Genomic DNA, 15,095 nt, shown 5'->3' with positions numbered 1-15,095 from the left:
GATTATTCCTTGTGATGACGAGGCGACAGCGGCGATGCGGCCTTTGCCGTCAAGCGTAAGCGGCCCGGTAAAGGGCCAGCGCGTCGGCCTCGCTGACCGGACGCGGATTGTTGACCAGCAGGCGCTGTTGCAGCATTGCATCGCTGGCAAGCATCGGCAAGTCCGCCTCGGGGACATCCAGTTTCGCCAGCTTTGTGGGTAGCTGAAGACGTGCGATTAACTGCTCGATGTCACTGATAAACTGCGCACAGCGGCTTTCGCTGTCGCCGCTCAGGCGCTGTGGATCGACCTGCAATTCGGCCAACTCCGCATACAGCGGTGCGGCTTCGGCGGCGTTGAAGCGAAGCACATGGGGCAGCATCAGTGAATTGCTCAGTCCGTGAGGCAAGTGGTAGTGGCCGCCCAGCGGATAGGCCAGCGCGTGAACGGCGGCGACCGGGGCGTTGGCAAAGGCCTGCCCGGCCAGACAGGCGCCAAGCAGCATGGCCTGACGGGCATCGCGGTCATCGCCACGGTGGGTGGCGGTTTCAATATTGCTTGCCAGCAGCCTGAGTGCTTCCCGTGCCAGCATGTCGGAGTAGGGGTTCTTTTTGATCGCGCTGGTGTAAGCCTCAATCGCATGAACCATCGCGTCGATACCGGTCATGGCGGTAATCGCAGGGGGCAGACCCAGGGTCAGTTCGGCATCCAGCAGGGCCAGATCGCCAAACAGTTGCGGGGCGACGACGCCCATCTTGGTGGTGGCGCCAGTGGTGACAATCGCTACGGCGGTGACCTCCGAGCCGGTGCCCGCGGTGGTGGGGATCAGAACCAGTGGCAGGCGCTGTCCCTTGGCCTGGTCCACGCCGTAGAGCGCGCTGAGAGGCTCGCCGCCGCCCGCCATCAGTGCAACCAGTTTGGCGGTATCCATGGAGCTGCCGCCGCCAAAGCCAATAATGCCATCGGCTCCCCAGGCGTTGGCAGCGGCCAGTGCGGCCTCGACAATGTGTTCGGCGGGGTCCGCTTCCACCTCGCTGTAACTGGCGTGGGGCAGGCCGCCATCGTTCAGCGCCTGATGCACATTCTGCAGCAGGCCGAGTTGGGCGAGCCCGGGGTCGGTCACGATAAAGGGACGTTTCATGCCCAGTTGGCGGCAAAAGTCGGCGAGGCGTTGCAGGCCGCCGGCTTCGCTGACGATGCGGGGACAACTCTGGAAGAGGAAGTTCTGCATGGTCTGGGCTCCTTTATTCTCGACGATGTCAGAAATGCTCGGCCAAGCGAGGTGTTGGCTCAACTGCCGGTTTTCAGCAGCAAGGTGGTACGCAACCGTTCGGGCTGGCAGTGGTAACTGAGGCTGACTTCGGCCGGGCAGCCGGGCAATTCCGTCAATTCGGCGTCGAGCCGGAAGCGCAGTGATTGCTGCGCCTCATCAATGGCGATCAGCTCGGCGCTGCGGTAGCCAAAATAGCGCCGCACAATCGGGTAGATGGCCTTGTAAATGCTCTCCTTGGCAGAAAAGCTCATGGCCACGGCGGTGTTCAGTGGCAGCTCACTCTGCGCCAGCAGATCGCGTTCTGCGCTGGACAGAATGCGCATTTGCAGTTTTCGGGCGGCGTCTTCTGTAATCAGTGCCTGAACGTCGATGCCGATGGCGCGAAAGTGTTTGCGTTCGCCGACGCAGCACTGCACATGGTCGTCGCCATGGCTGAGGCTGCCCAGCAAGCCCTCGGGCCATTGCGGACAGCCACGGGTATCGGCGCTGAGCTTGAAGTTGCGAATGCCAAAGTTTTCCATCACTTTGGCCGCGAGCCAGCGTCCGGCAAAATACTCCGCCTGCCGTTTATTGGCGGCACGGGCAATATTGTCGGGGCAGTGAATATCGTAGGCGTCAAAAAAGGCGGGGTTGAAATAGGCGGCGTCGAAGTCTGCGGCCAGGCAGCACGGAGTCTCCCCCAGCGGCGGCTGGGGTGTTTGCAGTCGAATAAATTGTTCAATGCCAAGCATGAATGAACCCTGTCGACTCATCGTTTCAAAGCGGTCGTCGGTGACGTCTTCCTTGATCCCGCACCGGGTAAAAGCAGCCATTGTAGGGCTTGATGCGTCGAATGTCGCGATTTTGAGAGTGAATGCTTGCTAACGGCTGGCTAAAGTGGTTGCCGCTGTCATTTAATGTCGGCGGAAATAGGTTTGCTTTGCCGGTGCTTGTCGTCAGTGTTGGCACTGAGCCGTTCGGAAGGAAAATATCGATATGGAAAAGCTGATTGGCGACAACGGCCAGCCGCATTTTGGTCAATTTGATCCGGCGCCTGCTGACATCAATTATCGCGACTGCGACCTGCGCAGCCCCATGGACAGGCGCCGGGGACGGCTTGCCCGACACTTTGCATTTAATCAGTTTCAGTTTGTGGCACTGAGCAGTCCCGAGTTAATTGTGGGGCTGGCCATTGTTGATTTGAAGTGGTTGAGCAACGCCTTTGTCTACGCGTACTCGCCGCTGAGCGGCGCATTTGAGGAATTCAGTTTTCTCCAGCCACTGGCGCGCAGTACAGGCATCGAGACGCGTCCTAATGATGGCGAAGCCGTGTTCCACAAAGGCTCTAACCGCCTGCATATCTCTGCAGAGCGGGGGTTGCGTCGCGTGTCGGTGAGCCTCGCCTCGGGGCTGCGCATTGAGGCAGATATTGATGAGGGCGATGCTTACGCTCCGATGGCGTTGTGCACCCGTGCGGGCTATCAGGGCTGGGTGTATACGCAGAAGATCACCGCGAGGCCGGTTAAAGGGACGGTACACTGGCAGGGGACTGATCACGATCTGGCGGCGCAGCGCAGTCTCGGCTCGGTGGATTGGACGGCGGGCTATATGCGCCGTGAGACCTTCTGGAACTGGGGCAGTCTGTCGGCATACCTACCCGATGGTCGACGGCTAGGTTTCAACCTGGTGGCCGGTGTTAATGACACCGGTTACACCGAAAATGCGCTTTGGCTGGACGACCAGCTTATCAAGCTCAGTACGGTGGTGTTCGAATTCGACCGCGACCATCGTGAGTCGCGCTGGCGAATGCGCTCCCAGGACGGTGTATTGGACCTGTCTTTCGAACCCGCTGGACGTCGCAGCGAGCGACGTGATGCGGGTTTTATTGCCTCCAACTTCAGTCAGTTTTTTGGCCGCTATACCGGCACGGTTAGGCTGCCGGGAGAAACCCTGCATGTGGACGGACTTTGGGGGCTGGCGGAGGATCACTATGCGCGGTGGTGAGCGCTGCCGAGCGTCGCTGTGGTGAACGATGTCACGAAATGGAAGATTGATGACATTTCGCCTATGCGGCTCCTTAGGAATACGTATTGGTTAACGGTCGTTTACCCAATAGCTTGTCTATAGTTCTGCGCTGGGCTCTGCCGGGCTCCTGTTGTCGATCAGACTTCACGCTATTGGTTTAAGGACGTTAATAACATGAATAAAAACAAGGTAATGCTGAGTACTCTGCTGGCGCTGACGATAAGTGCTTGTGGGGGTGGTGGAAGTGGCGGCGAGAGTAGCGGTGCCGCGGCACAAAGTCTCAGTCAGCCCGCGGCCGGGGAGCAGCAGGGTGGCGACGTCAGTGTGTCGGTGTCTGATGGCATTGCTGCGGGTGAACCGATCGACGGCCAGTACATTGTCCTCCTGCAGAAGGCCGAAGACAGTTTGCTCTCCGGTCTGCCAATACCGGAACTGGTTGAGCAACTGCTCGGCACGGTTGGCGGTGAATTGCTGGGTATCTATCAGTCTGCCGTCAGCGGCTTTGTTGCCAAGTTAAGCCCAGAGGCCGCCGCACTGCTGGCGAACAACCCTCTGGTCAAACTGGTTGAGCAGGACCAGACGGTCGCGATCGCTCAGGTGCAGAGCAATGCCACCTGGGGGCTGGATCGCATCGATCAGCCGTCGTTGCCGCTGGACAATCAGTACGCCTATTCCGTTGATGGGCAGGGTGTGCATGTCTATGTCGTCGACACCGGTATCCGCAGCAGCCACGACGAGTTCGGCGGGCGTGTCGGTGCCGGGCGTAATTTTGTGTCCTCCGGTTTTCTGTTCGGCAGCACAGACCCCGACGATACCGATGACTGCAACGGACACGGTACCCATGTGGCAGGCACCGTCGCGGGCAGTCGTTACGGTGTGGCCAAAGCGGCGACAGTGCATCCCGTCCGTGTTCTGGGCTGTAATGGCTCGGGCAGTAACTCCGGGGTGATTGCCGGGGTGGATTGGCTGGCGGCCAATCACCAGGCCCCCGCTGTGGCGAATTTGAGTCTGGGAGGCGGGAACAGTGACGCGCTGGATGCGGCGGTGCGCGGTGCAATCAGCGCGGGTGTGACCTTCGTGGTGGCCGCGGGCAACGACAATGTGGATGCCTGCAATGGTTCACCCAATCGCGTCGCCGAGGCGGTGACAGTGGGCTCGACGACCGCATCGGATGCACGCTCTTCCTTTTCCAACAAGGGAAGCTGCGTGGATATCTTTGCGCCGGGCTCGTCCATCACTTCTGCCTGGTATCAAAGCGACAGTGACACCAATACCATCAGCGGTACCTCCATGGCCTCGCCCCATGTTGCCGGGGCGGCGGCGCTGATTCTGGCGCAGACCCCGACGGCCAGTCCGGCCAGTGTCTTTGCCAGCCTGCTGCAAGGTGGTGTTGCGAACAAACTGAGCAGCATCGGTAGCGGTTCACCGAATCTGCTGTTGCAGATCGCGCAGGGCGAAGGCGCTGATTTCCCGCCAAGCGCGTCGTTCACCTACAGTTGTAATGAACTGACGTGCAGCTTCGATGCGTCTGCATCGACGGACGATCAGGGTATTACCCAGTACAGTTGGTCTTTTGGTGATGGCGCGACGGCGAGCGGACAAGCCCCTAGCCATAGCTATGCCGCATACGGCGACTACACGGTGAGCCTGCAAGTTAACGACGCCGAAGGGCAATCCGATACGGCCAGTGAACTGATCAGTCTGCTCGAGCCGGGTGCCAGCCCCTGTCCGGAGTGCGAGCAAAGCAGTGGCAATCTCAGTGGCAGCAACGATACTGACTACAGCCCGAGCAGTGGCGGCTTTAACAGCAATGGCGGTGAGTTTTACGCGGTGCTGGAAGGACCGGCAAATGCAGACTTTGATCTGGTACTGGAGAAGCTGGGTGGCTTCCTGTTCTTCAGCAGTTGGTCGGCCGTTGCCAGCAGTGAAACCAATGGCTCGGATGAAACCATTACCTACAACGGGAGCAGCGGCACCTACCGCTGGCGGATAAAGTCTTACAGTGGCAGCGGTGACTACACGCTGTATACCGATAACCCCTGAGAATATTGAATCTCAGCTCTTTGGAAACAGGCGCCTTCGGGCGCCTGTTTTGGTTTAGGGGCGTTTATTCCTCGGGTCTGGTCAACTGTTGTCGATAGTGGCTGGGGCTGCTGCCGGTCCAGCTTTTGAAGGCTTTGGCAAAATTACTGGCGTCGCTGTAGCCAAGCTGATCGGCGATTTGCTCGATGCTCATCGCGCTGGCGAGCAGGGTTCTGGCCTGATCCTCCCGGAAGCGGTCCTTCAACTGCTGGAAGCTTGCGCCCTCAGATTTCAGGCGCCGCTGCAGCGTTGCGGTGGACATATTCAGCCGCGCCGCGATGTCGTCCAGTGAGGGAAGCTCGCCCGTGTTGCGGTGAAGCAGGGCCAGTACCCGAGAGGTCAATGTCTGACTGTCCAGCGATCGCCGCAGGGCGGTTTCACAGCGCGCATCGGCCAGCTTGGCCAGCTCGGCGTCGCGACTGCCGAGGGGAAAGTCGACCACTTCCAGCGGCCAGGACACGCTGTATCGATCCGCGTCGAAGACAATACGTGAATTGCCGGGCAGCGGCGGCGCGGGAGTCGGTGGGGCGGGGCCTTTCATGGTAATACAACTGGCGAGCTGCTCTGCCCGGCTGCCCATCATTTGGCGACCCAGTGTCTCCAGGCAGACCATGATGCAGAGGCAGATATAGCGCAGTGCGGGGCTTTCCTCAATGCGCGGCAGGATCAGCACTTCTGCCCGGTCCTCGCGCCCGCCGCGCTGCAGGCTGATGAAATCAACCCGCGTGGAAACATAGCGATAGAGCTTGTCGGCGGCCTCCAGCAAGTTGCGACTGTGCTGCGCGGCGTAGCCGAGATAGCCGTGTTTGGAAAGTGTCATGCGGCGCCCGCCCTCCAAGGCAGACCAGAGGTTTCCGTCCATATTGTGGAAGTTGGCAATCGCCGTGAGAAACGACTCGTGGCCAATACTGACGTCCTGCCGCAGCAGCACACTGGTCTCCAGTCCGCTGTTGTGCAGAAGACTAGTGACGTTCATGCCGCGTTCAAAGGCCTGTTCGCTCAACGACACGAGATAGTCGCTGGAAATTGCGTACCGGCCGTGCCCATGCTTTTCGATATCCATTTTTATTGCTGCATTCTAAGCACCGATGAGTGACACAATTTAACCTGCCGCTGATTAATGTGCCATGCCATAGTGTAATCATCCAAAGGGCAGTGTGCGCCCCGCTATAACACTAAGAGGGAAAGATCATGAGCGAAGCGGCATCGATTACCGTTCGGCGAATGAATTTTGAGATTCGCCCCGATATGGAAAAATACTGGTTTGGAGGGAATCCCCTCATCTCCGCGTTTTTCTTTGCGATGTCGGCGACCTTTCCCGACGGCGAACGTTTCTTTATCGATACGGTTCGCCACTACCAGCCCGGCATTGACGACCCGGAATTGAAGCAGCGTATTCGCGGGTTTATCGGCCAGGAAGCGCATCACGGCAAGGCGCACGAGGATTTTAATCAAGCCCTTGAGGACCTTGGGTTTCCTATGGGGGAAGTGACAGAGCGTTCCAAGTGGTTGCTGAACAATGCTCGCCAGCGGCTCAGTCCCAAGCGGCAGTTGGCGATTACCGTTGCTCTTGAGCACGTCACCGCAACGCTGGCAGAGCACGCCCTGCGTCACCCCGAGATCATGGCGCAGATGGACCCGACGTTCCGGGACATGTTGATCTGGCATGCCGTTGAAGAGATCGAGCACAAGTCTGTGGCATTTGATGTTTTTCGCCAGCAGGTTGGCAGTGAATGGCTGCGCCGCCGTGTGTTGCTGCTGTCACTGATCCTGTTCTTCGTCCGAATGATGGGATTCCAGCGCTTCCTGATGCGCGCCGACAAGCGTCGCGCCAGCTTGCGCGAATGGTGGCAGGCGATGCGCTTTTTCTGGGGGAAGGGCGGCTTGATGCGCGAATCGCTGCCCCATTTTCTAAAGGCCTTCCGTCGGGGATTTCATCCCGATGATATCGATCAGCGCCCGCTGATTGCCGACTGGCAGCAGCGCTACCCCGAGGTTGCTGCCCTGCAGCGCTGAGCTTTCCACGGGGCCCTGTACCCCTGCATGTTTCGATGCCCTTTGCCCCGCTGGAGTGCGAAATTCCGGTCGGGGCATTTTTTTGGGGCATTTTGCGCGACGTAGTTACATGTTATAAAGGCGATGAGTCGTAATGCTACGGTCACATTCCCCCTTGCCGAAGATGTAATAGGTGCTAACTTCTTATGTGTTAGCTGCTAACTTTGCGCTCTAACGGGGCAATGTAAACGTTTTTGGCATAGACCCTGCTAGCAAGGCTGCGCAAAGCGACGATAAGAAAAATATCCGCAATTGATATGACGGATAACGCCTGAGTGTAGGAGAGCGCAATGGAAGTTTTTGTTGGTCGTTTTGGCTTGCCGGTATTCCGTGCCGGTCCAATTTTCACGGCCCTTTTGGCAATCGTATTAAGCGCCTGTAGTGGCGATCCCGGCCCATCGGCCGACAGTGAGCAAGCGGCGGCGGAAGCCAAGCAGATGCTGGCATCTGGCGGCAGTGCCGATGGTAAAGCGCTGTATGCGGCCTGTGTTGCCTGCCACGGTGACAAAGCCGAGGGCAATCGCGCATTGGGTGCGCCGTCGCTTCGCAACCAGCAGGACTGGTATCTGAAGCGTCAACTGCAGCAATACCGCGCGGGCCTGCGCGGCAGTCACCCTGAAGACAGCTATGGCATGCAGATGCAGGCTATCGCCAAAACCCTGCCCGATGAGGCTGCCGTCGATGCGGTAGTGGCATACATCGCCGGCCTGGGTGGCAAAGCGGCGGAAGCGACGCTGGAAGGTAATATCAAACGCGGTGCTGACTACTACAGCAACCTCTGCGGCGCCTGTCATGGCCCGGCTGCGGAAGGGCTGGACGTGCTGCAGGCACCCGCTTTGGCCGGTGTGGATGACTGGTACCTGATGCGTCAGTACCAGCATTTCCGCGATGGTCTGCGCGGTGCTGACGAGGCAGATAAGTACGGATATCAAATGGCGATCATGGCCCGGCACCTGTCTGATGAGGCGGTGTTGACGGACGTGCTGAGCTATATCCAAAGCCTGGCAGACTGATGTTGGCGCTGACAGGGCGCGGCGTTGTGGCGCCGCTGCTGCTATTGCTGTTGCTGACGAACAGCGCGCTGTTGCGTGCAGACTGGCAGCTTAACGACTATTGTCCCGCCGGCTTTGCCCTGCGTGATGGCGGTTGTTATCTCAGCAGCCTGTACAACGACTATGCGTCGCTGCAAGACAGCGGTGTTGGTGGTTTGCAGACCGGTTTGCCAGCGCTGCGCCAGGGCTTTTCTCCTGAGCAGATTGATCTGGGGCGCCTGCTGTTCTTCGATCCCCTGCTGTCTGGCAGTCGCGAAATGAGCTGTGCCTCCTGTCACGACCCTGAAAAAGGCTTTGCCGATGGCGTGGGCCGCAGCATGGGGGCCGACGGCAAGCCGCTGCCTCGCTCTGCACCCACCCTCTGGAATGTCGGCTTTCTGCGTCGTCTGTTTTGGGACGGTCGCGCGGCCTCGCTGGAAGCGCAGATGCTCGAGCCCCTGTTTGCAGCCAATGAAATGGCAAATACGCCGGATCAGTTGCTGAGCGATCTGCGCGGCAGCGCGGCGTACCGCAAGCTGTTTGCTCAGGCCTACGGCGGAGATGGCGATATTCAACTGGCGCAGGTCTACGAGGCCATCGCAGCATTTCAGGCCTCGCTGATCTCGTTGAACAGCCGCTACGACATTTACGCTCTGGGTTACCACGAGGCGCTGAATCAGCGTGAAATTCAAGGGATGAACGTGTTTCGTTCCTTTGTTGCCCGCTGTGCGGAATGCCACACCCCGCCCGCGTTTACCAATCAGCAAATTGCCGTACTTGGGACCCCGGAGCCGGAAGGCTTGCCACTGGACCCCGGAGCTCAAACGGTGACTGGCGACCCGTCACTGCGCGGTGGGTTCAAGGTGCCAACGCTGAGAAATATCGCCAAAACAGCGCCGTATATGCATTCCGGTCGCTTTGCCACGCTGCGCGAGGCGGTGGCGTTTTATACCGGCGGTCGCGGCCACGCGGTGCCCGAAGGGGAACAACTGAGTTTGCACTGGCATATCTGGGAGCCGAATCTGACCGATGAGGAACTGGATCTGCTGGTGGAGTTTTTACACACACTGACTGATGAAAGCTTTATGCCGGCTTTGCCTGATGCAGTTCCTTCAGGGCTGCCGCCGGTATTGGGCGTCAAGCTGCCGTCGACCTGAGTCGGCGCATGTATCGAGGAGATCAACCATGAGTACCTCTGTTCGCAAACTGCTGTTATGGCTCAGCCTGATTTGTTTGGCACCGGGGCTGCTGGCGGCGGAAATTAATGTCAAAGATGGCGAGTCGATTCAGGACGCCGTCAATAAGGCCGAACCCGGTGACGTTATTCTGATTCATCCTGGCACCTATAAAGAAAGTGTCTATATCGACAAAGACGATATTACGCTGCGCGGTGTGGTGGTCGATGGTGAGTGGCCGGTCATGGAAGGCGAGGGCAAGCTCAATGATGCCGTCCTGTATTCCGGTAATGGCGTTACGGTCGAGTGGCTGACCATTCAGCATTACAAAGGTAATGCAATTATGGGGCAGGCGGGCAATAACTATGTGATCCGTTATAACCGCGTTATTGATACCGGCGTTTACGGTATTTTCCCGCAGCTCGGTAAAAATGGTCTGGTCGAGTACAACACCCTCAGTGGTATTGAGGACGCCGCGATTTATGTTGGCATGTGTGACAACGTGGTCGTGCGTAACAATGAAGTATTCGAAAACGTCGCGGGTATCGAAATCGAAAATACGCGCCATGCCATTGTTGAAAACAACTACGCGCATAACAACACTGCGGGCCTGTTGGTCTTTATTACTCCCGGTCTGCCGATTAAAACCGCCTACGACATTATTCTCCGCAATAACTTTGTGGTGAATAACAATACCGAAAACTTTGGCGAGCCAGGCTCCCTGGTTGGCAAGGTGCCCAAGGGTATCGGTGTGGTAATTATGGCTGCCGATGACGTGATTGTAGAGGGCAATCAAATCTCCGGTAATCAGACCGCCGGTATTGTCGTGACAGATTTGTCGTTCGTGACCGATATTGCTTCCGACCCCGAATCAGAGCCCAACCCGGATCGCATCGCCGTACTTGATAACCTGATGTTTGATAACGGTGCGGATCCGGTAGCGGAAATTAAAGCGGCTATGCTCACGAAATTTAAACGCCGTGGTCCCGATGTTCTGGCTAATTTGGGTTCGGCACAAGAGCCCGACAACTGCATTCGAAACAAAGAAATGTATGTCACTTTCGGGTTGGATAAGTGGAGCAAATGCGAGCGTGAAAATACGCACGATATTGATACCTACCTGCTCGCTGATGGCGCGCCTGATCGCGAAATTGAAAATGACGAAGAACGTATTAAACGTCTTTACTACGGAATTTGTGCGGGTTGCCACGCCTATAATGTACGGATGATTGGTCCGCCAACTCTGGCTGTGCAGGCGATTTATCACAATAACGCTGAAGGTATTGCTGAATATATTGCCAATCCGCATAAAGTGCGCCCGGATTATCCGGCGATGCCGACGCAATCTCACCTGTCACCTGAATTAAGGCGCAAAGTGGCAGATTTTATGCTACAGGTTAAGAAGTAAGTATTCGCTAATTATAAAAGAGTTAAGAAGTTCCTTCCGATCCATTGTTTGTGGTTGGAAGGTTTAACTCCCGACTAGGGATGGGTCCTAAATCTTTGGAAGTGGCTCAAGCTGCTCCACAGAAGCGAAGAGGCGAAACCATGTACAAGAACCGTCGACGTTCAATGTTTCTCGGGGCGGGCCTGCTTGCCGTTGCTCCCATGAGTGAGGCTGCCAACAATCTGGCCCTCGAGGAAGTCGTTGTTACCGCGCAGAAGCGTGAGCAGAGTGCGATGACCGTGCCGGTCACAATCGATACGTTCACCACGCAGGATGTGGAAAATACCGGTGCATTAACCATGGCTGATATTCAGGCCTATATTCCCGGTCTGAAAGTGGGCACCAATGTGCAGGATGCCGGCGGCGTCACACAGTCTTCTTTTGTGATTCGTGGCATTGAGAGTTCGAATATCAGTACCGGTGGAGATCCATCCGTCGCCACATTTTTTGATGGCGTATATCTGCCGCGTGCGGCGATTACTGTGCCGTTTTCCGATATGGAGCGCATCGAGGTATTGAAAGGGCCACAGGGAACACTGTTTGGTCGCAACGCCGCGGCCGGGGTGGTTAACTTCGTGCCCAACGCACCAAGCCTCGATGAAGCGGAAGGTTTTGTCTCGGCAAAAGTGGGTGATTACAGCCTGCTGCGCGTTGAGGGTATGGGCAATATACCGCTGAGCGACTCCTTGGCACTGCGGTTGAATGTATTGCACAACGAGCGTGACGCCGTTATCGAGAATAAGGGACCAGCCAAGCCCGACCCTCGCCAGCAGGATAATCAGTTCGCTCGCGCGGCTCTGCTGTGGGAAGCAAGCGACCGGCTTCGCCTGCAATTGGCAGCGGATTACGACAAGGTGGATAACGGTCCTCAGGCGATGATGGGGATTAGCGAGGAGTACTCCAATTTTCCTGACCCACAAGATCGGAAATTAAATACCGACGTGATGGAAGGCGGGGAAAGTCGTGACATGTACGGCGTGACCGGAAAGCTCTGGTACGACATTGGTGACAGCAGCAGTGTGAGCTTGATCGCAAGCTACCGGGCGTTCGAAACCTACAACCGCCAGGACGAGGACGGCACAGGCGTCGAGAAAGTCTACGTTGATACCAACAACGAAGAAGACTCTGATATCGCCTATTTTGAGGCCCAGTACAACTTGGCACTGGAGTCGGTGGATATTGTTACCGGCTTCAACTACAGCGAAGAAGATACCTATCAGCGCACCTCGCTCACCTTCAGCTATCAGGCGGTAGTTGAGCTGGCCGGTTCGATGCTGGGTGGGCTGCCCACGGGGTGGATCAATGATCTGTTCGGCGGTTTGCTGGAGGGACAGTTCGTCACAGAAACCATGACCAACAACGGTAAGTTCAAAAACTACGGTGTTTATGCTGACGCCGACTTCACCGTTACTGACCGCTTGAATATTCTTGCAGGTGTTCGCTACAGCAAGGATGAAAAGGAATTTGACTGGGATGCGCCGCTGACGGATTTTGCCCTGTCGCAACTGCTTGGCGAAAACTTCTTCTTCAACAGCGATGGCCTGGAAGAAGGCGAAGATAGCTGGGAGAAAGTCACGGGTCGACTGGTGGCCAATTATGCGCTCGGTGAAACGGCGATGGCTTACGCCAGCTTTTCTACCGGCTACAAGGCTGGTGGCTTCGATTCGCTGAATACCGGTACGCGCACCGCGCCGCTTTCGCCTGAAGTCGTAGAAAACTACGAACTGGGTGTGAAGGGCGATTTCCTTGCAACGACGGTTCGTGCGCAGTTGGCCTTGTTCAGTATGACTATCGATGATCGCCAGGAGGCGATTGAGTCGAGAGGGCCAGATGATAACGCGGCGGTACCGACAGTGATTAATACCGATGAAGAAATTCAAGGTGTTGAGCTGACGGCAAACTGGCTGCCGATTGAATCTCTTCGCTTTGGTGTGATCTATACCTACCGCGAGCAGGAGTCGAGTCGTGAAGCGCATTACAATGCGCAGGGCGAATTCGTTACTGCCGATAATGTCTCGGCAACCTCACCGCAGGAATACACGCTGACTCTCGATTGGTCGCCTGAAGTGTCATTCGGTACGGTGTTGCTCCACGTCGATTACATCTACGAAGAAAACACCGACCCGGAGAACGAGGATCACCTCGATGAGTTCTTCAATGTTCCGGGTTACGGCGAAGACAGCAAACTCCTGAATGCACGCTTCAGCTATATCACCCTGGGTGGCGGCTATGAGTTTGCGGTATGGGGCAAAAACCTGCTTGATGATGACCGGGTGTCACAGCCGGGTGGTCTGACCGGCGATGTGCTCGGCACCTACCATGTGGGTGTGGTTGACCCGAGAACTTATGGTGTCGATTTTAAAGCGTTTTTCTAGGTTCTAACGGGGCATTTATGCCCCTTTGTCACGCAGTCTTCATATTGTCTCTTTACACTCTACGGGGTTGAATATTCCCCGTGGAGTTTTTTTATGTCTGGCCCCTCAAATCCCTGGACGCGTCGCCGTTTTGTTGCCGCCGGTATGGCGGGTTTGGTGCTGTCTGCCTGTAACGGGGGCTCTGGCTCTTCGGGTGGCGGTACGAATACACCGACTCCCGATACTGAAGACCCCGGCCCTTATCAGCCGCGAGGGATTCACGCCAGCTTCACCGAAGACAGTCACAGCTCACGCTCGATCACCTGGTTTACCGATGGGCTGGATGCCCCCTACTCGCGCATGGAGTACGGCAGTGTCGACGAGACAATGAGCGATGCCGATATTGCAGACCGGGTGTTTGAGTTCAGTGTCGATGCCAGCGCTGCTGAGACAACCGGTGTCGACGCACTCACGCATCGCGCGACGGCGACCGGGATCGATCCGGAAAAGCCGATGCGCTACCGGGTAGGGTCCGATGACGGGGGCTGGTCTCCGGTGTATGTGATTCCGCCGTCGCCCAGTGGCGAATGGAGTTTCATCCATTTTGGCGATCATGGCATTGGGGAAATGCCGCAAATGCTGACCGCCGAAGTGATGAAGAACCCTTCTGACTTGCTGCTGTTAGCGGGTGATTTAAGTTATGCCGATGGCGAGCAAGCGATTTGGGATACCTGGTTTGATCAGATGCAGCCGCTGATGTCGCAGCGCATTACCATGGCCGCGCCGGGTAACCACGAGCAGAAAGACTTCGATGGCGACACCTTCAAAAACCGCTTCACCCATCCGCCGAAGCCGCTGACATCAGGTATCAATCCCGATGGTCCCGGTACAACGTTCTATTCCTTTGACTACAACCGCGTGCATTTCCTGGTCACGACGGCAGGCGCGCTCATTAATGATGGCACGCTCCCGGAAGAGCTGTTGAATATCGAGGTCGATCTGGCTCAAGCAGCTCTGCGTCGCGCACGGGGCGAAATCGACTTTATTGTGGTGATGCAGCACTACACGATCTGGACCGATCAGGATGGCCGCAGCCCGATGAATCCGGCGCTGGTGCTGCTCGAGGAAAATATTCTGCTGCGCTACGGCGTCGATCTGCTGGCGGTGGGGCACGACCACGTGTATCAGCGCTCGGAAAAAATGGGCTTCGGGCTCCCCAACCCGCTGGGTTATGTTCAAGTCTTGGTCGGGACGGGTGGTCAGTCCATTCGCATCTTCGATGACAACGGGCCGCAAATCTGGTCGGCGAGCGAGTTTGTGGGCGTCGGCTACTGCAAGTATTTTGTCTCTCCAGGCAAAATTCGCGGTGAGTACTACGGTGCGCCTCCGCTCGATATGAGCGATGAGGGGCGGCAATACACCACCGGCGAATTCGCCCTGCGTGACAGTTTCGAGATCGATGCGCGCAGCCAACTGGCCTGCGAAATGTGCGTGCTGCCTGCGCGTGGCCCCGACATCCTGCTGGCGGATTTTGAAGCCATCTCCCGGCATACCCGTGAGCGGAACCACCGCATTCTGTCCCATCACTGCTGAGTGCAGCGCGCTGGCGCTTTTGCCGATCCCGGCAGCCACCATGGCCGGGACCGCGTCCTGATGAAATGCCCCCGGAAGTATGGGGGCGCTCCCGTTTATAAC

The 15,095-nt window shown here is 57.1% G+C and carries 11 protein-coding genes; 8 read left to right on the top strand and 3 right to left on the bottom strand.

The window, feature by feature from the left end; genetic code table 11:
* Positions 1-49 precede the first annotated feature (49 nt).
* Both AC5DB9_RS00595 and AC5DB9_RS00590 read right to left on the bottom strand, forming a co-directional pair.
* On the bottom strand, positions 50-1,210 hold the full coding sequence (locus AC5DB9_RS00595; protein WP_272993068.1) for an iron-containing alcohol dehydrogenase: 1,161 nt from the start codon (positions 1,208-1,210) through the stop codon (positions 50-52).
* A gap of 59 nt (positions 1,211-1,269) precedes the next feature.
* Positions 1,270-2,064, bottom strand: coding sequence for a 4'-phosphopantetheinyl transferase family protein (locus AC5DB9_RS00590; RefSeq protein WP_272993096.1), 795 nt, complete (start codon positions 2,062-2,064; stop codon positions 1,270-1,272).
* Between the two features lie 163 nt (positions 2,065-2,227).
* On the opposite strand from AC5DB9_RS00590, the gene AC5DB9_RS00585 reads away from it, so the two are divergent.
* Both AC5DB9_RS00585 and AC5DB9_RS00580 read left to right on the top strand, forming a co-directional pair.
* Positions 2,228-3,235, top strand: coding sequence for a DUF2804 domain-containing protein (locus AC5DB9_RS00585; protein WP_272993099.1), 1,008 nt, complete (start codon positions 2,228-2,230; stop codon positions 3,233-3,235).
* A gap of 195 nt (positions 3,236-3,430) precedes the next feature.
* The gene (locus AC5DB9_RS00580) at positions 3,431-5,299 is read left to right on the top strand and encodes a S8 family serine peptidase (RefSeq protein WP_272993101.1); all 1,869 of its coding nucleotides are present in this window, start codon (positions 3,431-3,433) and stop codon (positions 5,297-5,299) included.
* Positions 5,300-5,363: 64 nt separating this feature from the next.
* Here the strand turns inward: AC5DB9_RS00580 and AC5DB9_RS00575 are convergent, their stop codons facing one another.
* The gene (locus AC5DB9_RS00575; RefSeq protein WP_272993104.1) at positions 5,364-6,401 is read right to left on the bottom strand and encodes an AraC family transcriptional regulator; all 1,038 of its coding nucleotides are present in this window, start codon (positions 6,399-6,401) and stop codon (positions 5,364-5,366) included.
* A 128-nt stretch (positions 6,402-6,529) separates the two neighbouring features.
* On the opposite strand from AC5DB9_RS00575, the gene AC5DB9_RS00570 reads away from it, so the two are divergent.
* The 6 genes from AC5DB9_RS00570 (at position 6,530) to AC5DB9_RS00545 (ending at position 14,993) form a co-directional block, all read left to right on the top strand.
* Positions 6,530-7,354: a metal-dependent hydrolase gene (locus AC5DB9_RS00570; protein ID WP_022958565.1), complete on the top strand. Its 825-nt coding sequence runs from the start codon at positions 6,530-6,532 to the stop codon at positions 7,352-7,354.
* 329 nt (positions 7,355-7,683) lie between these two features.
* A complete protein-coding gene (locus tag AC5DB9_RS00565; RefSeq protein ID WP_272993107.1) occupies positions 7,684-8,406 on the top strand; it encodes a c-type cytochrome in 723 nt (240 codons plus the stop codon).
* Positions 8,406-9,581, top strand: coding sequence for a cytochrome-c peroxidase (locus tag AC5DB9_RS00560; RefSeq protein WP_272993109.1), 1,176 nt, complete (start codon positions 8,406-8,408; stop codon positions 9,579-9,581). Before AC5DB9_RS00565 ends, AC5DB9_RS00560 begins: the two co-directional genes overlap by 1 nt.
* Positions 9,582-9,609: 28 nt before the next feature.
* Positions 9,610-11,007, top strand: coding sequence for a parallel beta-helix domain-containing protein (locus AC5DB9_RS00555; RefSeq protein WP_272993112.1), 1,398 nt, complete (start codon positions 9,610-9,612; stop codon positions 11,005-11,007).
* 140 nt (positions 11,008-11,147) lie between these two features.
* Positions 11,148-13,421, top strand: a complete 2,274-nt coding sequence (locus AC5DB9_RS00550; RefSeq protein WP_272993115.1) for a TonB-dependent receptor — start codon at positions 11,148-11,150, stop codon at positions 13,419-13,421.
* A gap of 93 nt (positions 13,422-13,514) precedes the next feature.
* Entirely contained in the window at positions 13,515-14,993 is a 1,479-nt protein-coding gene (locus AC5DB9_RS00545) for a purple acid phosphatase family protein (RefSeq protein WP_272993118.1), read from the top strand.
* The last annotated feature ends 102 nt before the right edge of the window (positions 14,994-15,095 follow it).

The organism is Spongiibacter sp., from assembly GCF_984394615.1.
Note: the sequence above shows the minus strand (reverse complement) of the source record. Positions and strands in the feature narration are given on the sequence as shown.

What these genes read in the sequence shown, in the direction of transcription:
- AC5DB9_RS00595 (WP_272993068.1), bottom strand. Translation starts at nt 1,210, where the DNA reads ATGCAGAACTTCCTCTTCCAGAGTTGTCCCCGCATCGTCAGCGAAGCC.
- AC5DB9_RS00590 (WP_272993096.1), bottom strand. Translation starts at nt 2,064, where the DNA reads ATGGCTGCTTTTACCCGGTGCGGGATCAAGGAAGACGTCACCGACGAC.
- AC5DB9_RS00585 (WP_272993099.1), top strand. Translation starts at nt 2,228, where the DNA reads ATGGAAAAGCTGATTGGCGACAACGGCCAGCCGCATTTTGGTCAATTT.
- AC5DB9_RS00580 (WP_272993101.1), top strand. Translation starts at nt 3,431, where the DNA reads ATGAATAAAAACAAGGTAATGCTGAGTACTCTGCTGGCGCTGACGATA.
- AC5DB9_RS00575 (WP_272993104.1), bottom strand. Translation starts at nt 6,401, where the DNA reads ATGGATATCGAAAAGCATGGGCACGGCCGGTACGCAATTTCCAGCGAC.
- AC5DB9_RS00570 (WP_022958565.1), top strand. Translation starts at nt 6,530, where the DNA reads ATGAGCGAAGCGGCATCGATTACCGTTCGGCGAATGAATTTTGAGATT.
- AC5DB9_RS00565 (WP_272993107.1), top strand. Translation starts at nt 7,684, where the DNA reads ATGGAAGTTTTTGTTGGTCGTTTTGGCTTGCCGGTATTCCGTGCCGGT.
- AC5DB9_RS00560 (WP_272993109.1), top strand. Translation starts at nt 8,406, where the DNA reads ATGTTGGCGCTGACAGGGCGCGGCGTTGTGGCGCCGCTGCTGCTATTG.
- AC5DB9_RS00555 (WP_272993112.1), top strand. Translation starts at nt 9,610, where the DNA reads ATGAGTACCTCTGTTCGCAAACTGCTGTTATGGCTCAGCCTGATTTGT.
- AC5DB9_RS00550 (WP_272993115.1), top strand. Translation starts at nt 11,148, where the DNA reads ATGTACAAGAACCGTCGACGTTCAATGTTTCTCGGGGCGGGCCTGCTT.
- AC5DB9_RS00545 (WP_272993118.1), top strand. Translation starts at nt 13,515, where the DNA reads ATGTCTGGCCCCTCAAATCCCTGGACGCGTCGCCGTTTTGTTGCCGCC.